The 19,778-nt window shown below is 61.7% G+C and carries 19 protein-coding genes; 16 read left to right on the forward strand and 3 right to left on the reverse strand.

Annotation, left to right across the window (positions count from 1 at the left end; all coding sequences use genetic code 11):
* Positions 1–13: 13 nt before the first annotated feature.
* Positions 14–367, forward strand: a complete 354-nt coding sequence (locus ACTV8E_RS03000) for a DUF1428 domain-containing protein (RefSeq protein WP_443198431.1) — start codon at positions 14–16, stop codon at positions 365–367.
* Between the two features lie 64 nt (positions 368–431).
* On the opposite strand, the gene ACTV8E_RS03005 is transcribed toward ACTV8E_RS03000, so the two are convergent.
* Entirely contained in the window at positions 432–1,355 is a 924-nt protein-coding gene (locus tag ACTV8E_RS03005; RefSeq protein ID WP_273537599.1) for a LysR substrate-binding domain-containing protein, read from the reverse strand.
* 147 nt (positions 1,356–1,502) lie between these two features.
* Here ACTV8E_RS03005 and ACTV8E_RS03010 point away from each other — a divergent pair, with 147 nt between their 5' ends.
* Both ACTV8E_RS03010 and ACTV8E_RS03015 read left to right on the forward strand, forming a co-directional pair.
* Entirely contained in the window at positions 1,503–2,396 is an 894-nt protein-coding gene (locus ACTV8E_RS03010; protein WP_273537600.1) for a TauD/TfdA family dioxygenase, read from the forward strand.
* Complete coding sequence (locus ACTV8E_RS03015; RefSeq protein ID WP_273537441.1) at positions 2,393–2,992, forward strand: LysE family translocator; 600 nt, start codon at positions 2,393–2,395, stop codon at positions 2,990–2,992. Before ACTV8E_RS03010 ends, ACTV8E_RS03015 begins: the two co-directional genes overlap by 4 nt.
* Positions 2,993–3,087: 95 nt before the next feature.
* Here the strand turns inward: ACTV8E_RS03015 and uraH are convergent, their stop codons facing one another.
* Entirely contained in the window at positions 3,088–3,441 is a 354-nt protein-coding gene (gene uraH / locus ACTV8E_RS03020) for a hydroxyisourate hydrolase (protein WP_443198432.1), read from the reverse strand.
* Between the two features lie 1,558 nt (positions 3,442–4,999).
* Here uraH and puuE point away from each other — a divergent pair.
* The 5 genes from puuE (at position 5,000) to ACTV8E_RS03045 (ending at position 9,424) form a co-directional block, all read left to right on the forward strand.
* Positions 5,000–5,929 carry an allantoinase PuuE gene (puuE, locus tag ACTV8E_RS03025; RefSeq protein ID WP_443198433.1) on the forward strand — a complete coding sequence of 310 codons (930 nt, stop codon included), beginning with the start codon at positions 5,000–5,002 and terminating at the stop codon, positions 5,927–5,929.
* Positions 5,926–6,441 (forward strand): 2-oxo-4-hydroxy-4-carboxy-5-ureidoimidazoline decarboxylase, encoded by a 516-nt coding sequence (uraD, locus tag ACTV8E_RS03030; protein ID WP_443198434.1) that lies wholly within the window; start codon positions 5,926–5,928, stop codon positions 6,439–6,441. Before puuE ends, uraD begins: the two co-directional genes overlap by 4 nt.
* 20 nt (positions 6,442–6,461) lie before the next feature.
* Entirely contained in the window at positions 6,462–7,466 is a 1,005-nt protein-coding gene (gene alc / locus ACTV8E_RS03035) for an allantoicase (RefSeq protein ID WP_443198435.1), read from the forward strand.
* A 77-nt stretch (positions 7,467–7,543) separates the two neighbouring features.
* Positions 7,544–8,044, forward strand: a complete 501-nt coding sequence (locus tag ACTV8E_RS03040) for an ureidoglycolate lyase (RefSeq protein WP_273537452.1) — start codon at positions 7,544–7,546, stop codon at positions 8,042–8,044.
* Between the two features lie 36 nt (positions 8,045–8,080).
* Entirely contained in the window at positions 8,081–9,424 is a 1,344-nt protein-coding gene (locus ACTV8E_RS03045; protein ID WP_443198436.1) for a urate hydroxylase PuuD, read from the forward strand.
* A 119-nt stretch (positions 9,425–9,543) separates the two neighbouring features.
* Here ACTV8E_RS03045 and ACTV8E_RS03050 read toward each other — a convergent pair whose 3' ends face one another.
* Positions 9,544–10,839, reverse strand: a complete 1,296-nt coding sequence (locus ACTV8E_RS03050) for an NAD(P)/FAD-dependent oxidoreductase (protein WP_443198437.1) — start codon at positions 10,837–10,839, stop codon at positions 9,544–9,546.
* A gap of 295 nt (positions 10,840–11,134) precedes the next feature.
* Between ACTV8E_RS03050 and ACTV8E_RS03055 the strand changes: the two genes are divergently transcribed.
* The 8 genes from ACTV8E_RS03055 to ACTV8E_RS03090 all read left to right on the forward strand — a co-directional run bounded on the left by ACTV8E_RS03055 (position 11,135) and on the right by ACTV8E_RS03090 (position 19,722).
* On the forward strand, positions 11,135–12,430 hold the full coding sequence (locus ACTV8E_RS03055; protein ID WP_443198438.1) for an MFS transporter: 1,296 nt from the start codon (positions 11,135–11,137) through the stop codon (positions 12,428–12,430).
* 100 nt (positions 12,431–12,530) lie between these two features.
* Positions 12,531–13,820, forward strand: coding sequence for a M18 family aminopeptidase (locus ACTV8E_RS03060; protein WP_443198439.1), 1,290 nt, complete (start codon positions 12,531–12,533; stop codon positions 13,818–13,820).
* Positions 13,820–14,473 carry an HAD family hydrolase gene (locus ACTV8E_RS03065; protein WP_443198440.1) on the forward strand — a complete coding sequence of 218 codons (654 nt, stop codon included), beginning with the start codon at positions 13,820–13,822 and terminating at the stop codon, positions 14,471–14,473. Before ACTV8E_RS03060 ends, ACTV8E_RS03065 begins: the two co-directional genes overlap by 1 nt.
* Positions 14,474–15,175: 702 nt before the next feature.
* Entirely contained in the window at positions 15,176–16,228 is a 1,053-nt protein-coding gene (locus ACTV8E_RS03070; RefSeq protein WP_443198441.1) for an ABC transporter substrate-binding protein, read from the forward strand.
* Positions 16,229–16,306: 78 nt separating this feature from the next.
* Positions 16,307–17,113 carry an alkaline phosphatase family protein gene (locus ACTV8E_RS03075; RefSeq protein ID WP_443198442.1) on the forward strand — a complete coding sequence of 269 codons (807 nt, stop codon included), beginning with the start codon at positions 16,307–16,309 and terminating at the stop codon, positions 17,111–17,113.
* A complete protein-coding gene (locus ACTV8E_RS03080) occupies positions 17,110–17,952 on the forward strand; it encodes an ABC transporter permease (protein WP_443198443.1) in 843 nt (280 codons plus the stop codon). The genes ACTV8E_RS03075 and ACTV8E_RS03080 overlap by 4 nt, the downstream gene beginning before the upstream one ends.
* On the forward strand, positions 17,939–18,736 hold the full coding sequence (locus ACTV8E_RS03085) for an ABC transporter permease (protein ID WP_443198444.1): 798 nt from the start codon (positions 17,939–17,941) through the stop codon (positions 18,734–18,736). The genes ACTV8E_RS03080 and ACTV8E_RS03085 overlap by 14 nt, the downstream gene beginning before the upstream one ends.
* A complete protein-coding gene (locus ACTV8E_RS03090) occupies positions 18,733–19,722 on the forward strand; it encodes an ABC transporter ATP-binding protein (protein WP_443198445.1) in 990 nt (329 codons plus the stop codon). Before ACTV8E_RS03085 ends, ACTV8E_RS03090 begins: the two co-directional genes overlap by 4 nt.
* Positions 19,723–19,778: the final 56 nt, after the last annotated feature.

The following is a 19,778-nucleotide window of genomic DNA, read 5'->3' on the forward strand; positions in this document are numbered from 1 at the left end:
GAGGAGAACTGAAATGTCTTATGTCGATGGGTTTGTCGTTGCCGTGCCAACTGCTAACAAGGAAGCGTACAGACAACACGCAGAATCCGCCGCCGCTGTGTTCAAGGAGCATGGCGCCATAAAGCTGGTCGAGTGCTGGGGCGATGATGTGCCGGAAGGAAAGGTCACTTCATTCCCCATGGCGGTGAAGTGCAAGCCCGATGAAACCGTGGTGGTTTCCTGGATCATCTGGCCTTCGCGACAGGTGCGTGACAGCGGCATGCAGAAAGTCATGGCCGACCCACGTGTGCAGCCCGATCAGAATCCGATGCCGTTCGATGGGCAGCGCATGATCTATGGCGGCTTCGAGATGCTTGTGGATCAATAACGTCCCTACCGGGCATGTGCAAGCCGACGCCTAATTACTCGGCGCGGCTTGTTGGCCCTTGCGCTCACTCCAGAAACGTCAGATCCCGTCTCTGAATAACCGGCAGATGCTCGAGCAGAAATTCCTGCATGGAGGCCAGCATCCTGTGCTTGGCGCCGTTCTGCGGCCAGACCAGAAAATAGCTGTCTCCGGACCTGACGGCAGTCTTGAACGGTACGGTCAAGGTGCCCTTGCGCAGCTCCTTTTCAACCAGGGCGAGATCGCCGATGGATACGCCGAACCCTTGCGCGGCGGCCGAAATTCCCAGTTCGAGGGTGTCGAAACGCTTGCCCTCTCGCCACGCAACAGCATCCTGCAGCCCCTGTCGCTCCAACCAGCGCCGCCAGTCCCGGCAGTCCCGCGAGGGATGGATCAGCTTGTTGGCCGCCAGCTTGTCGAGAGGCCAGGTGGGCTTGCCCAACAGCTCCGGTGAGCAAACGGGCACCAGCCATTCGTCAAACAGCTTGATGCTGTTCCACTGCGCCGGGAAATTGCCTCGGCTCAGCAACACGGCGCAGTCGAACGGCTCGGTACGAAAGTCGACAAAATCCACGTCCATCCAGGCACTGGTCAATTGCACCCGCGGGCCCTGTTCTTTGCCCTGAAATTCTTCCAAGGCATGCAACAACCAGCGCATGGTCAGCGTTGAAGGCGCTTTGAGACGGAGTACGCCTTTCTGACAAAAGATGGCGCTGCAGGCGTGCTCGATGGTGGCGAACCCCCGCTCCAATTCCTGGGCCAGCAACTGCCCGGCATCGGTCAATGACAGCCGGGGTCCTTTGCGCTCGAAAAGCGTGCAGCCCAGGTGCTCCTCAAGCGTCTTGACGTGGCGGCTGACCGCGCTTTGCGTGATGCACAGCGATTTGGCGGCCTGAGTGAAAGAGCCATGGCGCGCAGCGACTTCAAAGGCGCGCAACGCATAAAGAGGGGGTAAGCGCACGGCGAACAGCCATCCTTATCATGAGTAATAGTCATCCTTCATAGCATGTTTTTCTGTTTTGCTTCCAGGTCTGCCCACACCACCATGATTTTTCGCAATCAATGCACACAGGCCTTTTTCGCGCCTCGGAATAATCACCCCAGGAAGGAAAACAAGATGTCGGAAATCATCGAACACCTGTTGGCCGAAGCAGTCACCAAGGGTGGCCTGAATCAAAAACAGATTGCCCAGATCGTGATGTTCAGAATTTTCGGCAATAAAAATGGTTTTTTGCATTTTGAAAATTTGCGCATCGGCCAGATCCCCTCGACGCCCATCAGCCGAAATCAGCTGTTAAAGCGCGACATCACCAGTGAAAAGCTGCTGCTACAAACGACTTCACTGCTGGGCGAACCCATCGGATACACCCAGGAATCCAATGGCGATCTGATCAATAATTTCTTTCCCCATCAAAGCCAGTCGAAGTCGGCCACTTCCGACAGCTATGACACTGAACTGGACCTGCACACGGAAAATGCCTTCCATGCGGTTCAGCCTGAACACCTGGTTCTGCTCTGCCTTCGGCAGGACCCGCTCAAGGAAGCCGTGACCTACATCACATCGATCGACAGGATTCTGCCCCACCTGACCGATGATGATATTTCCTTCTTCTTTACCGAGCCGTACAACTTCCTGTCCGACTACAGCCATACCGAGAAAAACTGCCGGATCGATGTGGGCCAGGAACAGACGGTCCTGTATGGCGACAGATCAGCACCCATGTTCCGCTTCGATCCTTATTTCATGGTGGCCAGCAGTGCTCGGGGTCAGGCGCAGCTGGACAAACTCCGGACGATTGCCTGGGATGTCGCACAGCCGGTGCTGCTCAAAGCGCGGGACATGCTGATCATCGATAACCGTAAAACGGCCCATGCGCGCAGCCCCTTCACCGCCCGGTTCGACGGTACTGATCGCTGGATCCAGCGAGCCTTCGCCATCAGCAATCAGCGCTTCTATACCGCCAAGCTCGGCAAGCAATCCCGCGTATTCGACCTGGTCACTGCCTTGTGATTGCTGCGTATCTCTCGTTCGCAGCGGCTGTGGCGGTGCTGATCGCATCGCCCGGCCCGGTTATCGCGCTGGTCCTGGCCGAAGGCAGACGGGCCTGGCCCGCGTGGACCATTGCCGGCGGCGTGCTATCTGCACAACTGCTGTTGGTCGCGGCCCTGATAGCCATTTACCTGGCCCTGGACTTCAGCCCTTCAGTACTTAATTGGGGACAGGTGCTGGGGGGCTTTTATCTCACGTTGCTGGGTCTCAAGACCCTGGGCAGCAACTCTGAACAACGCGAAGTGCGCACCCGCAATGCCCATAGCTTCTGGAAAGCGATGGGCGTGGGGTTATCCAACCCCAAGGACATCCTGTTCTTTCTGGCTTTTCTTCCCGGCTTCATCCAGCCCTCAGCCCCCTTCGCGCCCCAAGCCCTCGCGCTGTTGCTGATCTGGGCGGCCATCGATATCACCATTCTGATCGCCTACAGTCTGATCGCCAGACGAATTGCCGGCTCTCTGGGATTGTCGCGATTGCTTGACCTGCTGCCGGGCTTCGTCTTGGTGGGGATTGGCATGGTCTCCCTGACAATGGGCATGGCGCGTCTGGTGAATTGACGTGCAGTGGCGGTGCTAACCGTAGGATGGATCGCGCTTCATCGATCCACTGGGTGGCGATCCACCGGGTGGGGCCAGGTGAAAACGACGATCACCTAGCTGCCGCGATAAGTCGAATAGCTGTACGGCGAAATCAGCAGCGGCACATGGTAGTGATCCTGCGCGCCGTCGATACCGAAGCGCAGCACGACGACATCGAAAAAAGGCGGCTCGCCCAGGCCAAAGCCGCGGGCACGGAAGTAGTCGCCGGCATGAAAGTGCAACTGGTAAACCCCGCTGCGATAGCCCTCGCCCTCCAGCAACGGCGCATTGCAGCGGCCGTCCTCGTTGGTCTGCGCACCGGCTATCAGCGAGAGCTGCCCATTCTCAAGTCGGTACAACTCCACGTTAATCCCTCTGCCCGGACAACCATGGGTGGTGTCCAGCACATGGGTGGTCAAACGTCCCATGATGCCCTCTCCGTTGTTGAATGAATCCAGCCCGAGCAGCTTTTGGGCTGTGTGTGGACAAGTCGCGGCTCGCGGCGAGCCTGAATATAGGGTAGGTGCGTTCCGGTAGGCGTGAAATCATTCGCCTGCAACCCCACCACTGCTGCCTTGCGTGGCAGCGTCACCCGACCTTGCCTCGCGGCATAAATAGCGCGGCCTGCGCTCCGGTAGGGGCGAATTCATTCGCCTGGCGCAGGACCTTCAGACCACACCGTCGATGACACAGCCATCAAGAGCTCCCACCCCTGTAGTTCGTCGAACCCCCGCTGTTGAGGGGACGTTCGGTGCCAGGCGAATAAATTCGCCCCTACAGATGAAGTCACGGCTTCATGCGGACGGGATTACCCACCGTTGCTGCCTTGCGAGACCTTGCCTCGCGGCATAAATGGCGCAGCCTGCGCTCCGGTAGGGGCGAATTTATTCGCCTGGCGCAGGACTTTCAGACCACACCGCCGCTGACACAGCCATCAAGAGCACCCGACTCGTGTAGTTCGTCGATCCATGCTGATGAGGGAACACTCCGTGCCAGGCGAATAAATTTGCCCCTACAGGTGAAGTCACGGTTTAGTCATGCGGACGGGGCCACCCACCACTGCTGCCTTGCGTGGCAGTTTCACCCGGCCTTGCCTCGCGGCATAAATGGCGCGGTCTGCGCTCCGGTAGGGGCGAATTCATTCGCCTGGCGCAGGCCCTTCAGATCACACCGCCGCTGACACAACCATCTAGAGCTCCCACCCGTGTAGTTCGTCGAATCCCCGTTGTTGAGGGGACACTCGGTGCCAGGCGAATAAATTCGCCCCTACAGATGAAGTCAAAGTTTAGTCATGCGGACGGGGCCACCCACCGTTGCTGCCTTGCGTGGCGGTTACACCCGACCTTGCCTCGCGGCATAAATGGCGCGGCCTGCGCTCCGGTAGGGGCGAATTCATTCGCCTGGCGCAGGACTTCAGACCACACCGCCCCTGACACAGCCATCTAGAGCTCCCACCCGTGTAGTTCGTCGAATCCACGCTGATGAGGGAACACTCGGTGCCAGGCGAATAAATTCGCCCCTACAGATGAAGTCACGGTTTAATCATGCGGACGGGATTACCCACCGTTGCTGCCTTGCGTGGCAGTTTCATCCGGCCTTGCCTCGCGGCATAAATGGCGCGGCCTGCGCTCCTACAGATGAAGTCACGGTTTAGTCATGCGGACGGGGCCACCCCACCACTTCTGCCTTGCGTGGCAGTTTCACCCGACCTTGCCTCGTGGCATAAATGGCGCAGCCTGCGCTCCGGTAGGGGCGAATTCATTCGCCTGGGTTCAGGACCTTCAGACCACACCGCCGCTGACACAGCCATCCAGAGCTCCCACCCCTGTAGTTCGTCGAATCCATGCTGATGAGGGAACACTCGGTGCCAGGCGAATCGCCCCTACAGATGCCTATGAGCACGGTTTTAACGAATGCTCACTACCGTTCCTATTCGCCGGGCTGCCCTACGCTGTAGGAGACCGAACGTTCAACAGGAAACCCTCCGTGCGCCCCGACTACCCCAGAGACCTGATCGGCTACGCCAACCATCCGCCCCATCCGCACTGGCCGGGCGAGGCGAATATCGCGCTGTCCTTTGTGCTCAATTACGAGGAAGGCGGCGAGCGCTGCATTCTGCATGGCGACACGGAATCCGAGGCCTTTCTTTCAGAGATGGTTGCAGCTCAGCCCCTGCCCGGCGTGCGGCACATGAGCATGGAGTCGCTGTATGAATACGGCAGCCGGGCCGGTGTCTGGCGTTTGCTTGCGCTGTTTCGCGAACAGCAAATTCCGCTGACCGTGTTCGCCGTGGCGATGGCGGCCCAGCGCAACCCGGACGTCATTCGAGCGATGGTCGCCGACGACCACGAAATCTGCAGCCACGGCTATCGTTGGATCGACTACCAGCACATGGACGAAGCCGAAGAGCGCGAACACATGGACAAGGCCCTCGCCATTCTTACCGAACTGACCGGCCAGCGCCCGCTGGGCTGGTACACCGGGCGCACCGGGCCGAATACCCGGCGCCTGGTGCGCGAGGACGGCGGTTTCCTCTACGACTCGGACACCTACGATGACGACCTGCCCTACTGGGACCCGCAGTCCACGCCGGAAAAACCGCACCTGGTGATTCCCTACACCTTGGACACCAATGACATGCGCTTCACCCAGGCACAGGGCTTTAACAGCGGTGATGACTTTTTCACCTACCTGAAAGACGCCTTCGATGTGCTCTACGCCGAAGGCGCGGCCGGCGCGCCAAAGATGCTCAGCATCGGCATGCACTGCCGGCTGCTGGGTCGCCCGGCACGTCTGGCCGCGCTGCGCCGCTTCATCGACTACGCAAAAAGCCACGACAAAGTCTGGTTCGCCCGTCGCGTAGACATCGCCCGCCATTGGCACGCCATCCACCCGCTGACGGGAGCCGGGCAATGACCCTCTTTGCCACGCTCACGCCCTCGGCCCTGGATCGCGCCGGCTTCGTGCAGGCCTTCGCCGAGGTTTACGAACACTCGCCGTGGGTGGCGGAGCACGTATTCGAGCAAGGCATCTTTGCTGCCGACGATCACATCGAGCATCTGCATGCGCGCATGGCGACCGTTGTGCTGAATGTCGACCATGAGCGCCAACTGACCCTGATCAACGCCCACCCGGATCTGGCCGGCAAGGCTGCTGTGCGCGGCGAGTTGACCGTTGCCTCGACATCAGAGCAAGCCGGCGCCGGCATTCAGGCGTGCACCCCGGCAGAATTTGCCCGCTTCACCGCCCTCAACGAGGCCTACAGGGCACGGTTCGGCTTCGTGTTCATCATGGCGGTAAAGGGCAGCACCCGGCAGCAAATTCTCGCCGCGTTTGAAGAACGCCTGCGCAACACGCCCGAGCAAGAGTTCGCCCGTGCCCTGGCGGAAATCAACCGGATCGCCCTGTTTCGCCTCGACGCCCTCTGACCCTCAAGGAAGGACTTTCCATGAAAACCTACGCCGCGCCTTTCGAGAAATACGTCAACCTGGCCGACGCCCGCCTCGGCAGCAGGATCCTCTCGGTCACCGACGACTGGTTCGCCGCCGCCGATCGCATGCTCCAGCCCGGCGAGCCGGTGTGGAAAGAAGGCGTGTTCGACGACAACGGCAAGTGGATGGACGGCTGGGAATCGCGCCGCAAGCGGTTCGAAGGCTACGACCATGCGGTGATCCGCCTCGGCGTACCCGGTGTACTGAAGGGCGTGGATATCGACACCCGCTACTTCACCGGCAACTACCCGCCATCCGCCTCGCTGGAAGCCTGCTTTCTGGCCGAAGGCGATCCGGATGACAGCACCGCCTGGACAGAGGTGCTGCCAGCCGTCGCCCTACAGGGCAACAGCCACCACTACCACGCGCTTGATTACACCCAGCCGGTGTCGCACCTGCGATTCAATATCTACCCGGATGGCGGCGTGGCGCGCCTGCGCGTGCACGGCATCCCGTACCGCGACTGGGCCACGGTCAGCAGCGAGGAATCCCTCGACCTGGCTGCCGCACTCAATGGCGGGCGGGCCCTGGCCTGTTCCGACGAGCATTACGGCAGCATCAGCAATCTGCTCAATCCCGGTCGCGGCGAGAACATGGGCGACGGCTGGGAAACCGCCCGGCGCCGTACTCCCGGCAACGACTGGGTGATTATCGCCCTCGGCCATCCCGGCCAGATCGAGCGCATCGTCGTCGACACCCTGCACTTCAAGGGCAACTACCCGGACAGCTGCTCCATCCAGGCCGCCTACGTGAAAGGCGGCACCGACAGCCAGATCGAAACCCAGAGCCTGTTCTGGCGCGAACTGCTGCCCAGCCAGACGTTGGCCATGCATCAGGAACATACGTTCATCGAGCAGATCAAGGACCTTGGCCCGATCACCCACGTGCGCCTGAACATCTTTCCGGACGGCGGCGTGAGTCGCCTGCGGCTGTTCGGCACCTTGGCCAGGCAATCTCTATAAATCTTGAAGGAGCCAGCGGGCTGGCGATCAGATCTGGATCGCCAGCCAACAGGCTCTACAGCACGATTGGAAGTCCCATGCGCACCCTGACCCTCGAGCCGCTGACCAAAGCCGCCTTCGCCCTCTTTGGTGAGGTGATCGAAGCCGACGGCAGTGAGTTCTTCCTGATCAACAACGGCTCAACGCGCCGCTACCACCGGCTTGCCACTGTGCAAACCGCACAGCCGGAGGATGAGGCGATCATTAGCATCTTCCGCGCCACCGCGCTGCCGCGCCCGTTGACCATCACCCAACTGGAACGCCATCCGCTGGGCAGCCAGGCCTTCATGCCGTTGCGCGAAAAGCACTTTCTGATCGTCGTCGCTCCGCCAGCGGAAAGCCCGGACAGCGCCGCGGTGCGCGCCTTTATCAGCAATGGCCGTCAGGGCGTGAACTATCACCGCGGCGTGTGGCACCACCCGGTGCTGTGCATCGAGGCCGAGGACGATTTTCTGGTCATCGACCGCAGTGGTGCTGGCAACAACTGCGACGAGCACGTCTTTGCCGAGGAAGAACAGCTTCTACTCACTTACCCCTGATCACTGCCCGCCAGCCGACTGGCGTGAGGAATACCCGTGGAAGCACACCTGACCGAATGGCTGAACCTGAGTATTCGCTGGATACACATGATCGTCGGCATCGCCTGGATCGGCGCCTCGTTCTATTTCGTCTGGCTGGAGAACAACTTGGAGCGCGGCAACCCGCGCGAAGGGCTGTCGGGGGATCTTTGGGCGATCCACGGTGGCGGCATCTACCACCTGGAAAAATACCAGCTGGCCCCGCCGCAGATGCCGGAAAAACTCCACTGGTTTAAGTGGGAGGCGTATTCCACCTGGCTGTCCGGCGTGGCCTTGCTGACTCTCGTGTACTACCTCAACCCCACGTACTACCTCATTGCGCCAGGTAGTGCGCTGCATCCTGCCGTGGCTGTGGGCATCGGCCTAGGCTCGTTGTTGGCCGGTTGGATCATCTACGAATCGCTGTGCGACTCTGCGCTGGGCAAAAGGCCCGCCTTACTGGGCCTGGTGCTCTTCGTTCTGCTGGTGTACGCCGCCTGGGGCTATGCCCAGCTGTTCAGCGGCCGCGCCGCCTATATTCACGTCGGCGCCTTGATTGGCACCCTGATGGTCGGCAACGTCTTTCGCGTCATCATCCCGGCCCAGCGTGCCTTGGTCGCGGCCATCCAGGAAGGCCGCGAACCCGACCCGGCCTTGCCGGCCAAGGGGCTGCTGCGCTCGCGACACAACAATTATTTCACCCTACCGGTGCTGTTCACCATGATCAGCAACCACTTCCCGAGCACCTACGGCACCCCGTACAACTGGCTGATCCTCGCCGCCATCGCCGCGTTTGGCGTGCTGGTGCGTCATTATTTCAATACCCGCCACGCCAGCCAGACGTTCGCCTGGGCCTTGCCGGCCGCCGCGCTGGGCATGGTCTGCCTGGCCTACGTCAGTGCACCGACTATCGCCCCTCGCCCAACCCAGCCCGTGGCAACGCAAACGCCGGCGCCCACGAGCACCCGCGAGCCTGCAAAGACGGCTGAATCCTCCCAGACATCGGCTACCGTGCAGGATGAATACCTGCCAGAGACGCCGGTAACCGAGCCTGAACTGCCCGCTGAACCCACCGAGCCCGTTGCGCCGTTGGAAACTGCCCGTGAACTCGCCTTGGTGCAGCAGATCATCGAGGACCGTTGTCTGGAATGCCACTCGGCCACCCCCAGCAGCCCGATCTTCACCAGTGCGCCGCTGGGCGCCATGTTCGACACCCCTGAACAGATCCAGCAGATGAGCGAAAAAATTTATGCGCAGGCCGTTGCAACCCAGGTCATGCCGCTGGGCAACCTGACGCAAATGACCCAGGAAGAACGCGACTTGCTTGGCGACTGGATCGAAAAAGGCGCGAGGATTGACTAAGACCGAAGCGTGATGTGCAACGAGGCGGCGCTTACTGGCCCGCCTCCAAGCCTCTCGCTTGCTTCACCAGGCTGCAGGCGCTGATGCAACAAATCGCGCAGCCCTGACGACCCTGACCATCAATGCAACTTCATACGGGGGTTCAAGCGTCGGCCGATACGGTCGGTCAGCACTAATAACCCCGTGCGTATCACGCCATACAGCGCCACCTGGTGCATGCGGTACAGCGAGATATAAAACATCCGTGCCAACCAGCCTTCGACCTTGATGCTGCCACGCATGACGCTGCCCATCAGGTTGCCAACGGCGGTGTACTTCGACAGCGAAACCAGCGAGCCGTAATCCCGGTAGCTGAACTCAGGCAAAGGCTTGCCCTCCAGACGGCTTTTCATCGCCGTCACCAGCATCGAGGCCTGTTGATGGGCTGATTGCGCACGGGGCGGCACATTTTTTCCGTCTCCCATCGGGCACGCCGCACAGTCGCCGAAGGCAAACACGTTGTCGTCGCGCGTGGTTTGCAGGGTGGTGCGTACCACCAGTTGATTGATGCGGTTGTTTTCCAGGCCATCCAGCTCGTGCAGAAAATCCGCCGCCCGAATACCGGCCGCCCAGACCTTGAGACTGGCCGGAATCAGCTGACCATCGGCGGTCACCATGCCATCGGCGGTCACCTCCCTGACCGCAACCCCGGTATGCACGCTTACGCCGAGCTTTTCCAGCTGGCTGCGTACCGCCGTGCCGATGCGCTCGGGCAGCGCCGGCAAGACACGGGGTCCGGCCTCGATCAGGTTGATGCGCATGTTCTGCGGCTGGATGCCGGTCAGGCCATAGGCCGCCAGTTGCGCCGCCGCGTTGTGCAGCTCGGCCGCCAACTCCACGCCCGTCGCACCCGCGCCGACAATGGCGACATCCACCTGCCCGCTGTCCCGCTGGCCGGCATGGGCACTCAGATAATGGCTGAGCAGTTGGCGATGAAAACGCAACGCCTGCTGAGGACTGTCGAGAAAAATGCAGTGCTGCGCGGCGCCTGGCGTGCCGAAATCATTCGAGACACTGCCCACTGCCAACACCAGGGTATCGTAGGCCAGAGTACGGGCGGGAACCAGAACCTGACCCTGCTCGTCCAGCGTGGCTGCCAGTTCGATTTGCCGGGCCTGGCGGTCCAGGCCGCACAGCCGGCCGATCTGGAACTCGAAATGGTTCCACTTAGCCTGGGCTACGTAATTCAGCTCGTTATCGGTACTGTTCAGCGAACCTGTTGCCACTTCGTGTAACAGCGGCTTCCAGATATGCGTGAGGTTTGCATCTACCAGCGTGATCCGGGCCTTGCCCTTTTTACCCAAGGAGCGGCCCAACCGGGTAACCAGCTCCAGACCGCCGGCTCCGCCACCTACAACAACAATTCGATGTGACATCAAGAAATCCTAAAACAATGCGAACCCGGCCCGCGATGTGCCACGCAAAGCGTTACGAAAGGTCCGTCTCTTCGAGCCCGGCACGATGCCAGGCAAGATTTAATCGGCCATCTTAGCGCCCTACCTCAAAAAAGGGAGGCGAAGGGGCCCCACCGAGGATTAATTGGCTCGGTTCCGGCGCGTCCTCTCGACCGCCGACATTTGCCCGATGCAACCGGCTCCCTTTCCGACCTGCGCAGGTTGCACGTCTAAGCTGTTCCTTTGGCCCTTCGTTAGTTAGCCAGGAGTACTGCCCATGCGTGCGACGTTGCCTCCTCTGCTTTCATTGCTCAATGGCGTGGCTCTGCTGCTGCTTGGCACGGGACTGTTCAATACCCTGATCACCCTGCGAGCGATAACGGAGGGGTTTTCCGATACGGTGATCGGCTTACTGACGTCAGGGTATTTCGCCGGCTACCTGCTCGGTTCCTGGGTGACGGTGCCGCTGATCCGGCGCATCGGGCACATCCGCGCTTTTGCGCTCTGCGCCGCCCTCGCCACCATCGTCACCCTGTTGCACGTGGTGCTGGTCAATCCGTGGGTCTGGCTGGGGCTGCGCCTGCTGTTCGGCATCGTGGTCGTCACGCTGTACATGGTTATCGAGAGCTGGCTGAACGCCAAGGCCACCGGCGATAAGCGCGGGCAGGTATTCGCCGTGTACATGTTCGTCAACCTGGGCGCGCTGACCGTAGCCCAGCAGCTGCTGCACTTGGAAAGCGCGCAGTCATTCCTACTGTTCGCGCTGGCGGCGATGCTGATCTGCGCGGCGGCGGTGCCGATTACCCTCACCCGCCAGGCCCAGCCCACGCTGCCGGAGGTGCCCCATATCCATGTGCCGCAATTGTTTCGGGTGTCTCGGCTGGCCGTCGTCTCGGCCGCACTGGCAGGCCTGGCGCTGAGTGCCTTTTGGGGATTGGCACCGCTGTATGCCAGCCACCGTGGCTTTGATGCTTCTGAGGTGGCCAGTCTGATGAGCGTGACCATTCTAGGCGGCGCGCTGCTGCAGTGGCCCATCGGGCTGTTTTCCGATACCCACGAACGCCCGGTCGTCTTGCTCTGGATCGCAGGGCTGGCCACGCTGGTTTCACTGGTCATGAGCCAGTTACCCGCCTCCACGGCCTTGTGGATAGCCGCCTTTATCTGGGGCGGGCTGACGTTTTCGCTGTACTCCGTCACTGTCACGCACATGATCGACCGCCTGCCACCTGAAGACGTGCTGTCTGGAACCACAGGACTGCTGGTGATCAATGGTTTCGGAGCCGCCATTGGCCCCGTGGTGGCCGGTGCGGTGATGGGCTGGCTCGGCCCCCAGGGCTTGCCGTTGTTTCATGCCATTACGCTGGGCATCCTCACCCTGTTTACCTTTGTACGCATTGGGCAAGTTCGCGAACACGCCAAGAGCCATACCCCCCACGTCACCATGCTGCGCACCAGCCAGACCGTACTGGAAATGATGCCGGAAGTGACGGACCCACCCCAGCAGACGGGCGAGGCCGACCGGCAAGACGAGGCCGAGGCAGACAGTCGCGAGGAAGACCCGGGGAAAGGTTGATCGGCCCGAAGCACCAGGCCCAGCGCCGCCTCGAGCATTTGCCGCCTGCCACTGCCGCGCAAATCCGATAGACTCCGCCCATCGCTGTCTGGAGTCCCTTATGTACGCTGAGCTCAATCAAGGTCTGATCGATTTCCTCAAGGCTTCGCCCACCCCGTTCCACGCCACCGCCACCCTTGCCCAACGCCTCGAAGCGGCCGGTTTCGAACCTCTTGATGAGCGCCAGCCGTGGAACTGCGAAGCTGGCGGCCGTTACTACGTAACCCGCAACGATTCCTCGCTGATTGCGTTCAAGCTCGGCCAGCGCTTGCCCCTGGACGGCGGCCTGCGCCTGGTCGGCGCGCATACCGACAGCCCGTGCTTGCGCGTCAAGCCACAGCCGGAACTGCAGCGCCAAGGCTTCCTGCAACTGGGCGTGGAAGTCTACGGCGGTGCTCTGCTGGCACCCTGGTTCGACCGCGACCTGTCGCTGGCCGGCCGCGTGACGTTCCGTCGCGACGGCAAGGTGGAAAGCCAGCTGATTGATTTTCGCGAACCCATCGCCGTGATTCCCAACCTGGCCATCCACCTCAACCGCGAGGCCAACCAGGGCTGGCCGATCAACGCGCAGAACGAACTGCCACCGATCCTCGCCCAGGTCGCCAGCGACGAACCTTACGACTTCCGCGCCCTGCTCGCCGAGCAGCTGAACCGCGAACACGGTTTGAGCCCCGACGTGATCCTGGATTTCGAGCTGAGCTTCTACGACACCCAGAGCGCGGCCGTGATCGGCCTGGACGGCCAGTTCATCGCTGGCGCGCGACTGGACAACCTGCTGTCCTGCTACGCCGGGCTGGAAGCGCTGCTGGCCGCCGGCGATGAGGAAAGCTGCGTACTGGTATGCACCGACCATGAAGAAGTCGGCTCCACCTCGGCCTGCGGCGCGGACGGCCCGTTCCTAGAGCAGGTCCTGCAACGCGCCCTGCCGGCCGGCGAAGACTTCGTGCGCATCATCCAGCGCTCGTTGCTGGTCTCCGCCGACAACGCTCACGCCGTGCACCCGAACTATGCGGACAGGCACGACGGCAATCACGGCCCAAAACTCAACGCCGGCCCGGTGATCAAGCTCAACAGCAACCAGCGCTACGCCACCACCAGCGAAACCGCCGGGTTCTTTCGCCATCTGTGCCTGGCCAACGAAGTGCCGGTGCAGAGCTTCGTCACCCGCAGCGACATGGGCTGCGGCTCGACCATTGGCCCGATCACCGCCAGCCGCCTCGGCGTGCCCACAGTGGACATCGGCCTGCCGACGTTTGCCATGCACTCGATCCGCGAATTGGCCGGCAGCCAGGACCTGACCCATCTGGTCAAGGTGCTCACTGCCTTCTATTCCAGCGCTGAGCTGGCCTGATGGCACTGGCGGTATTCGACCTCGACGACACCCTGATCGACGGTAACAGCCCCAGCCTCTGGGGCGAGTTCTTGGGTGAGCTGGGCTGGCTAGATCGCGACGCGTTCATGGCCCATGAACAACATCTCGTGCGCGTATACGCAGCCGGGCGCCTGACGCTGGAGGCCTACCTGGCCTTCACCCTGCAGCCGCTGATCGGACGTACCCTGCACGAGGTGCGTGGGGTCGCCGAAGCATTTGTTGCGGCCAAGATCGAGCCGCTGATCTTCGAGGATGCCCGGCGCTGTGTGGCCGAACATCGCGCCGCGGGCGACCGCCTGTTGGTGCTATCGGCGTCGCCGCGCTTTCTGGTGCAGGCCGCGGCCGCACTGCTGGATCTCGAACACGCCGTGGGCGTCGAACTGGAAGCACGCGATGGTCGCCTGACCGGCCAGACTCGCGGCATCCTCTCCTATCGCGAAGGCAAGATCGCTGCCCTGGCCGACTGGCGCACCCGTCACGGCGTGGCGCTAGGCGAAACCCACTTCTATTCCGACTCGCGCAACGACCTGCCGCTGCTGCAAGCCGTCGACCATCCCCACGCCATCAATCCGGATGCCGTGTTGATTGCCCATGCCGAAGCGCAGGGATGGGATATTCAGCGCTGGCGATAAAGATCGCGTGCAGCTGGCCTAACAAAAGCCATGTAGGGCGGCCTCGCCCATTGACGGTATCGAGACGTTGGCTCGGTGTTTATCGGGCAGCCCGCCGTTTGCCGGCAAACCGGCGGGTGCGAATTCAACTGACCCGCAGGGTTCGTCGAAGCGTATTTGCTGTCGGATGGCCGTGCAATGGCGAATAAATTCGCCCCTACAGGGTGCTTTTGGCCAGCTTTTGCGGGGCTTGCGGTCTTGTAGGAGCGGACTTGTCCGCGATGCGCGGCCGGCAGGATGACGCCAATTCGAGTAGGGGCGAATTCATTCGCCTGGCACTGTAGCGGCAGTGCTACTCCGGTGCAGTGACAGGCATGGTGGTGCGAATTCCGCTGAACCGCAGGCGTTCGTCGCAGCGTATTTGCTGTCGGATGGGCCGTGCAATGGCGACTAAATTCGCGCCTACAGGGTGCTTTTGGCCAGCTTTTGCGGGGCTTGCGGTCTTGCGGTCTTGCAGGAGCGGACTTGTCCGCGATGCGCGGCCGGCAGGATGAACGCAAACCAGCCCCTCCCGCTTGAACAATCACCCAACACGGCCTTGGTCTACGCTGAAATGCGGCGCAGCTCACCGATCAACGACGCCTGTGCCATCTGCCTGTCATTGAATCCCTGCAGTCTGGGTAAGGACGCGACGACCCGGACTACTTCGCCAAGGAGCTGCACATGAAACGACTGCTACTGGTTTCACTGTTGGGAACGGCCATCACCCTGGCCGGTCAGGCCATGGCTCAGGATGTAAAAAGCCTGGAGCAGGCGGCGCGGGCTGAAGGTGAGGTGAACAGCGTGGGCATGCCCGACAGCTGGGCCAACTGGAAAGACACCTGGGCCGATTTGCAGCGTTTGTACGGCCTCAAGCACAGCGACACCGACATGAGCTCGGCGCAGGAAATCGCCAAGTTCGCCGCCGAAAAATCCAACGCCACCGCCGACATCGGCGACGTCGGCGCAGCCTTTGGGCCCATCGCCGTGCAGCAGGGCGTCACCCAAGCGTACAAACCCACCACCTGGGACGAGATTCCGGACTGGGCCAAGGACGACGACGGCCACTGGATGCTCGCCTACACCGGCTCCATCGCTTTCATCGTCAACAAGCAGCTGGTCAAGGAAGCCCCCACATCTTGGGCCGACCTCAAAAAAGGCACCTACAAAGTCGCCATCGGTGACGTCGGCACCGCCGCCCAGGCCGTCAACGGCGTGCTGGCCGCGGCCATTGCCAACGGCGGCGACGAAAAGAACATCCAGCCCGGCCTGGACTTCTTCGCCGACATCGCCAAGCAGGGTCGCCTCTCGCTGGCCAACCCGACCATCCAGACCCTCGAACGAGGTGAAGTGGAAGTCGGCGTGGTCTGGGATTTCAACGGTCTGGGCTATCGCGAGCAGATCGATCCCAGTCGCTTCGAGGTACTGATTCCCTCCGACGGCTCGGTGATCTCCGGCTACAGCACCATCATCAACAAGTACGCCAAGCATCCCAATGCCGCCAAGCTGGCCCGTGAATACATCCTGAGCGACGCCGGACAAATCAACCTGGCCAAGGGGAACGCCCGGCCGATCCGCGCCGAACACCTGACCCTGCCGGCGGACGTGCAGGCCAAGCTGCTGCCCAACGAGCAATACGCCAAGGTGCAGCCGATCAAGGAGCCCGACGCCTGGGAAGCAACTTCCAAGGCGCTGCCGCAGCTGTGGCAGGAACACGTGATCATCGAGATGCAATAAGGAAACCGCAGGGTGGGCGTTTGCCCACCCTGCTTGGCTCAGCGTTTCGGTGCGCACTGTGGCGTAGAGAATTTCCCAATGAACTCGAAGGTCATTCTGGTGGTGCTTGACGGCCTCAACTTCGAGGTGGCCCGCTACACCCTGGGCCTCCTGCAGGCGTGCTGCGCGGCCGGCCGTGCAACGCTCTACAAGCTGGACTGCGAGCTGCCGGCGCTCTCTCGTCCGCTTTACGAATGCATTCTCACTGGCGTGCCACCGCTGGACAGCGGCATCGTCAACAACGAGGTAGCGCGCCTGTCCAATCAGCGCAGCATCTTCCACTACGCCCGCGCCGCCGGGCGCAGCACCGCGGCAGCGGCCTATCACTGGGTCAGCGAGCTGTACAACCGAACACCCTTCGACGCCGCGCGGGATCGCCACACTGAGGCGCCGGAGCTGCCCATTCAGTACGGCCACTTCTATTACGAGGATCACTATCCCGACTCGCACCTGTTCGCCGACGCGGAACACCTGCGCCGTCGCCACGCCCCGGATTTCCTGCTGGTGCATCCAATGAACATCGACGATGCCGGCCACCAGCACGGGCTGGACTCGACGCAGTACCGCAACCGCGCCCGCCGCGCCGATATTCTTCTGGGAAATTACCTGCAAGGCTGGCTGGATGTCGGCTACCAAGTGCTGGTCACCGCCGACCACGGCATGACCCGCGACCGCTCTCACAATGGTCTGCTGCCCGAAGAACGCGAGGTGCCGCTGTTCGTGATGGGTGATGCCTTCAGCCTCAACGCTCAGGCCAGGCCACGGCAGACCGAGCTATGCGGCAGCATCTGCGAGCTGCTCGGCGTACCCCATGACAAACCGGTGTGCCGGGAGCTGTTCAAATGAGCAGCGCACCGCGTGGAAAATGGCTGGCAGCGATGTGCCTGCTGCCGTTCGCGGTATTTTTCTTCGCCTTCCAGATCGCCCCGTTGCTGTGGGTGGCGGTCAACAGCCTGCACAGCGCCGACGGCTGGAGCCTGGAGAATTTCAGCAAGATCTTCGCCTCGAAGTTCTACCTGCAGGCCATCAAGCACAGCCTGCAAGTGGCGTTCTGGTCGAGCATCTTCGGCCTGGCCATTGCTGTGCTTGGCAGCTACTCCCTGCATCAGGTGGACTCGCGCCTGCGCGACTTTGTCAGCGCCTTTACCACCATGACCAGCAACTTCGCCGGCGTACCGCTGGCCTTCGCCTTCATCATCCTGCTCGGTTTCAATGGCGCCTTCACCCTGCTGCTCAAGCAGCTGGGCTGGATCGAGGATTTCAACATCTACTCCAAGACCGGGTTGATCCTGATCTACACCTACTTCCAGATTCCCCTCGGCGTGCTACTGCTTTATCCAGCCTTCGACGCCTTGCGTGAGGACTGGCGCGAGTCGGCCGCCCTGCTTGGCGCCGGTCCCTGGCAGTTCTGGCGGTATATCGGCCTGCCGGTGCTGACCCCAGCGCTGCTTGGCACGTTCGTCATCTTGCTGGCCAACGCCCTCGGCGCCTATGCCACTGTCTATGCGCTGACCACCGGAAACTTCAACATCATGCCGATCCGCATCGCCGCGCTGGTGGCCGGCGATATCGTGCTCAACCCCTCTATGGCCAGCGCCCTGGCCATTCTGCTGGTGGGGCTGATGGCATTGATCACTATGGTCCACCAATGGCTGTTGCGCCGGAGTTATCATGTCACGCGCTGAGCGCCGGCCTGCGCGGCTCTACCACCGGCTGGTGGTGTGGCTGCTGTTTCTAATTTTGCTGATGCCGCTGGCCGGCACGCTGGTCTATTCCCTGGCCAGCAGCTGGTCGGCGACCATTTTGCCCGACGGGTTCACGCTCAAGTGGTACCACGCACTGTGGAGCGAGCAACGTTTCCTGATCGCGTTCGGCCAATCGCTGCTGGTGTGTTTTGGCGCCCTGCTGCTCTCGGTGGTGCTGATCCTGCCGCTGCTATTCGTGGTGCACTACTACTTTCCCCGCCTCGACGGGCTGATGAACATCCTCATCCTGCTGCCCTTCGCCGTCCCACCGGTAGTGTCCTCGGTGGGCCTGCTGCAGATCTACGGTTCCGATCCCCTGCCCCTGGTCGGTACGCCCTGGATTCTGATCGGCTGCTATTTCACCGTGGCGCTACCGTTCATGTACCGGGCGATCACCAATAACCTGCAGGCGCTGAACCTGCCCGACTTGATGGACGCTGCCCGCATGCTGGGTGCCAGCACCTGGCAAGCCGCATTGCTGGTGGTGCTACCGAATCTGCGCAAAGGCGTGATGGTCGCGCTGTTCCTGTCGTTTTCCTTCTTGTTCGGCGAATTCGTGTTTGCCAACCTGCTGGTGGGTACCCGTTACGAAACCCTGCAGGTGTACCTGAACAACATGCGCAACAGCAGTGGCCACTTCAACAGCGCGCTGGTGATCTCCTACTTCTTCTTCGTGCTGGTGTTCACCTGGGCCGCCAATCGCCTGAACAAGGACGCGCCATGAGCTACCTCGTCATCCAGAACCTGCACAAGCGGTATGGCGCGACCCTCGTGTTCAGCGACATTGACTGCACGGTCGAACGCGGCGAATTCGTCACCCTGCTTGGCCCGTCCGGCTGCGGCAAATCCACCTTGCTGCGTTGCGTGGCCGGACTCACCGAGGTGAATGGCGGACGCATCGAACTGGAAGGCCAGAACCTGCTGCCGCTGCCACCGCAGAAACGCGGCATCGGCATGGTGTTCCAGAGCTACGCGCTGTTCCCCAACATGACCGTGGCGCAGAACGTCGCCTTCGGCCTGCGCATGCAGAAGGTACCCAAGGCGGAAAACGCCCGGCGCGTGGCGGAGGGGCTTGAGCTGGTGGAACTCAGCGAGCTGGCCAACCGTTATCCGCACCAGCTTTCCGGTGGGCAAAGCCAGCGCGTTGCCCTCGCCCGCTCACTGGTCACCCGTCCACGCTTATTACTGCTCGACGAACCGCTGTCGGCATTGGATGCGCGCATTCGCAAGCACCTGCGCGAACAGATCCGCCGCATTCAGCGCGAGCTGGGCCTGACCACCTTGTTCGTTACCCATGATCAGGAAGAGGCGCTGACACTGTCCGACCGCATCCTGCTGATGGATGCCGGGCGCATCGTACAAAACGGCAGCGCCGAAGCGCTGTACACCCAGCCGGCCACCGCCTTCGCCGCCGGCTTTATCGGCAACTACAACCTGCTGGATGCCAACGCCGCCAGCCGCCTGCTCGGCCGAGCCGTGGCCCACCGCGTAGCCATCCGCCCCGAAGCCATCGTGCTCGCGCCGCACGGCCGCATCGACGCGCAGATACGCAGCCACAGCCTGCTCGGCAACGTCATACGCTATCGCGTCGAAGCCCGTGGCGTGGAACTGCTGGTGGATGTGTTGAACCGCTCCGCCGCCGACCTGCATGCCAGCGGCCAGCGCATCGGCCTGGAGATCGGAGAGGAAGCGATACGGGAGATTGCCTAATGGGTGGCTTTTTTGTAGGGGCGAATGGGCGTTCATCCTATCGGCCGCGAATCGCG

The sequence above is a fragment of the Pseudomonas sp. B392_1p genome (assembly GCF_052245235.1).
Classification (GTDB): domain Bacteria; phylum Pseudomonadota; class Gammaproteobacteria; order Pseudomonadales; family Pseudomonadaceae; genus Serpens; species Serpens gallinarum.

Coding starts and splice junctions, on each gene's coding strand:
- ACTV8E_RS03075 (WP_443198442.1), top strand. CDS start 16,307: ATGAACTCGAAGGTCATTCTGGTGGTGCTTGACGGCCTCAACTTCGAG.
- ACTV8E_RS03070 (WP_443198441.1), top strand. CDS start 15,176: ATGAAACGACTGCTACTGGTTTCACTGTTGGGAACGGCCATCACCCTG.
- ACTV8E_RS03060 (WP_443198439.1), top strand. CDS start 12,531: ATGTACGCTGAGCTCAATCAAGGTCTGATCGATTTCCTCAAGGCTTCG.
- ACTV8E_RS03085 (WP_443198444.1), top strand. CDS start 17,939: ATGTCACGCGCTGAGCGCCGGCCTGCGCGGCTCTACCACCGGCTGGTG.
- ACTV8E_RS03010 (WP_273537600.1), top strand. CDS start 1,503: ATGTCGGAAATCATCGAACACCTGTTGGCCGAAGCAGTCACCAAGGGT.
- ACTV8E_RS03090 (WP_443198445.1), top strand. CDS start 18,733: ATGAGCTACCTCGTCATCCAGAACCTGCACAAGCGGTATGGCGCGACC.
- uraH (WP_443198432.1), bottom strand. CDS start 3,441: ATGGGACGTTTGACCACCCATGTGCTGGACACCACCCATGGTTGTCCG.
- ACTV8E_RS03050 (WP_443198437.1), bottom strand. CDS start 10,839: ATGTCACATCGAATTGTTGTTGTAGGTGGCGGAGCCGGCGGTCTGGAG.
- ACTV8E_RS03000 (WP_443198431.1), top strand. CDS start 14: ATGTCTTATGTCGATGGGTTTGTCGTTGCCGTGCCAACTGCTAACAAG.
- ACTV8E_RS03080 (WP_443198443.1), top strand. CDS start 17,110: ATGAGCAGCGCACCGCGTGGAAAATGGCTGGCAGCGATGTGCCTGCTG.
- ACTV8E_RS03040 (WP_273537452.1), top strand. CDS start 7,544: ATGCGCACCCTGACCCTCGAGCCGCTGACCAAAGCCGCCTTCGCCCTC.
- ACTV8E_RS03055 (WP_443198438.1), top strand. CDS start 11,135: ATGCGTGCGACGTTGCCTCCTCTGCTTTCATTGCTCAATGGCGTGGCT.
- uraD (WP_443198434.1), top strand. CDS start 5,926: ATGACCCTCTTTGCCACGCTCACGCCCTCGGCCCTGGATCGCGCCGGC.
- alc (WP_443198435.1), top strand. CDS start 6,462: ATGAAAACCTACGCCGCGCCTTTCGAGAAATACGTCAACCTGGCCGAC.
- ACTV8E_RS03065 (WP_443198440.1), top strand. CDS start 13,820: ATGGCACTGGCGGTATTCGACCTCGACGACACCCTGATCGACGGTAAC.